This window comes from Thauera sp. AutoDN2 (assembly GCF_051280715.1).
In the GTDB taxonomy this organism is placed as follows: domain Bacteria; phylum Pseudomonadota; class Gammaproteobacteria; order Burkholderiales; family Rhodocyclaceae; genus Thauera.
Genome location: NZ_JBNCAR010000087.1, coordinates 1 through 2,114 on the forward strand (window position 1 = coordinate 1; position 2,114 = coordinate 2,114).

Sequence of the window (2,114 nt, forward strand, 5' to 3'; positions counted from 1 at the left end):
GATCGAAATCTGATCGTGTCCCGGCGGCTGCCCGAAGAAAGCCTTCGACGCGACGGGCGGCTGCTTTCCGGCGGGATGCTGGAAGGGTCGTATCGGCCAACAAGAGACATGGCGGCGGAGAAATTTCCTCCAACGCGAACGGCGGGTAACCGATCTGGGACTGGTCATCGGCCTTCGACAAGTACTCGGTCTGCGCTGATCGCCATTTTGCACGGCCCACTGTCTTCACTCTGGGCATCCAGATTCCATTTGTGGCCGGCACTTCCTCTCGAAAAATCCGCCTCCACCGCTTGCGCAATGTACGGCATTGACGTATATTGCGCGGGTGAGAACAGTTGCTGAAACCGCTATCTTCCAACGCTATGCCAGCGAAGTCTGGTCGGAAGTCGAGCGCGTTGAGTTCATCAACTGGATCGCGGCCAATCCAGAAGCCGGTGACGTTATCCGGGGAAGTGGCGGCTGCCGTAAGGTGCGTTGGACATCTGCGGGACAAGGAAAACGCGGCGGTGCCAGGGTCATCTACTTCAACGCGAACACCGAGACCATTTGGCTGTTGATCGTCTACAAGAAAGCCAAGTTCGACAATCTCCCCACGTCCTTCTTGGCGGAGTTGAAGCAAGGAGTCGAAGATGCCCTCTGAGATCGAAAAGTTCCAGCAGGATTTGCTTGAGTCCGTCAAGCAAATGAGACGTGGCGAGGCCGTGCGCACCACGCGTGTCGAGTTGCCCGAAGCAGCTCAGGCTCGCGCAAAGACGGGCTTGTCTCAGCAAGCGTTTGCGGAGCTCCTGGGCGTGTCCTCCAGAACGCTCCAGGAGTGGGAGCAGGGTCGTCGCTCGCCCACGGGTGCCGCCAAGACGCTGCTCCGTGTTGCCGTTGCTCACCCCGAAGTCTTGCAAGAATTGCGTATTTGAATCAATGCACATCGGGTAGTTTCAAAAGTCCACACGGGCGGCAGCTTGACGACCTGCATGCTGCCGTCGCGCTTGAGAATGTCATCAGGCGGCTCCGGGTCGGAAGCTCGCGTTCGCCGGATAGCAGAGCTGTCGTTCGCAGTCGCACAAGGTTGAACGACAAGTAACCGACGCATGGCTGCCTGATTGGGCGCGGCGACCCAACGGCCGGTCAGGCCGAGGCCCGGTCATCGGCCGATGCTGACATTCTACGCCGATCAACGCATTGACTGCTTAGAGCAGTAAAGCCGACTTCAAACGCGTCCACGAAAGCCAAGGCAACTTAGCCAGCCCTTTAGCCTAATAGACATTACCTGAATTGCCGATTCACCCCAGTCATCGATATTCGATAGTTTAGCATTCTGATGCTCACACCATATTCTTCCGCCGCCTCGGCCAAGTCTACTCCTCGGCGCTTGATGTCGACCAAGGCTTCGCGAGGAAGCAACAGGCAACCAGATAGCCAGTCCGCCTCTTCTTCGTAGATCTTGTCGTAGCTCTTCAGCATCATGAGCCCATCAGGGGATACCGAAGCCTCCTGCGCCTTGTGTCCCCTGATGTGATGAGCCAATTCATGGGTCAAGTCACTCGACTGGCGGCCAGGCGAGTGTGAGGAGTTCAGAATCACCAAGATTCGATGGTTGACCACAATCGTTACGGCCGACCAGCAGCTTGGTGTCTTACCATCGTTACGAAGTAGCACATCCATCGACTCTTGGCTCAGGCCAGGAATGTCGCGTGGAGTCCATACTTTGACGCCAAGGTTCTTGGCAAGCTCAAAAGCATCTAGAGGAGCATGGGCTGGCAACCCAAGATCTGCTCGCTTGCTGGCGGCGTATTTTTCACACCAGGTTTTGAATCCGCGTTCGAACAAGATCAGCTCTCAAGTTCTTCCTCAAGGAATGCCTGCTGCGCTAGCAAAATCATTTCGCTGAGAGCTTTTGCACTATCCGCTTTGATCGCAGCGCCCTTTTTGAAGTGCACCCTGGCCGTGGTGGTTCCAGTGCTTTCAGGCTTCAATCCCAGATACACCGCTGGGTCCTCTTCGAGCCAAAGGCATATCTTCCGGTAGGCGGAACAAGTCAAGATAGTTGTCGCCTGATTCATGCAACCAACCGCCCTATGTCTTCAGCATGCACGTGATCGCGCACGACAGCATCGCGC

The 2,114-nt window shown here is 56.3% G+C and carries 4 protein-coding genes; 2 read left to right on the forward strand and 2 right to left on the reverse strand.

What is annotated here, in order from left to right; translation table 11 throughout:
* The first annotated feature begins 307 nt into the window (after nucleotides 1–307).
* Both ACPT9U_RS17555 and ACPT9U_RS17560 read left to right on the forward strand, forming a co-directional pair.
* Nucleotides 308–640, forward strand: a complete 333-nt coding sequence (locus ACPT9U_RS17555; RefSeq protein ID WP_004355814.1) for a hypothetical protein — start codon at nucleotides 308–310, stop codon at nucleotides 638–640.
* Entirely contained in the window at nucleotides 630–911 is a 282-nt protein-coding gene (locus tag ACPT9U_RS17560; protein WP_004355815.1) for a helix-turn-helix domain-containing protein, read from the forward strand. Before ACPT9U_RS17555 ends, ACPT9U_RS17560 begins: the two co-directional genes overlap by 11 nt.
* Before the next feature lie 349 nt (nucleotides 912–1,260).
* Here ACPT9U_RS17560 and ACPT9U_RS17565 read toward each other — a convergent pair whose 3' ends face one another.
* A complete protein-coding gene (locus ACPT9U_RS17565) occupies nucleotides 1,261–1,824 on the reverse strand; it encodes an ImmA/IrrE family metallo-endopeptidase (protein ID WP_435751899.1) in 564 nt (187 codons plus the stop codon).
* 2 nt (nucleotides 1,825–1,826) lie between these two features.
* Nucleotides 1,827–2,057: a hypothetical protein gene (locus ACPT9U_RS17570; protein ID WP_435751900.1), complete on the reverse strand. Its 231-nt coding sequence runs from the start codon at nucleotides 2,055–2,057 to the stop codon at nucleotides 1,827–1,829.
* Nucleotides 2,058–2,114: the final 57 nt, after the last annotated feature.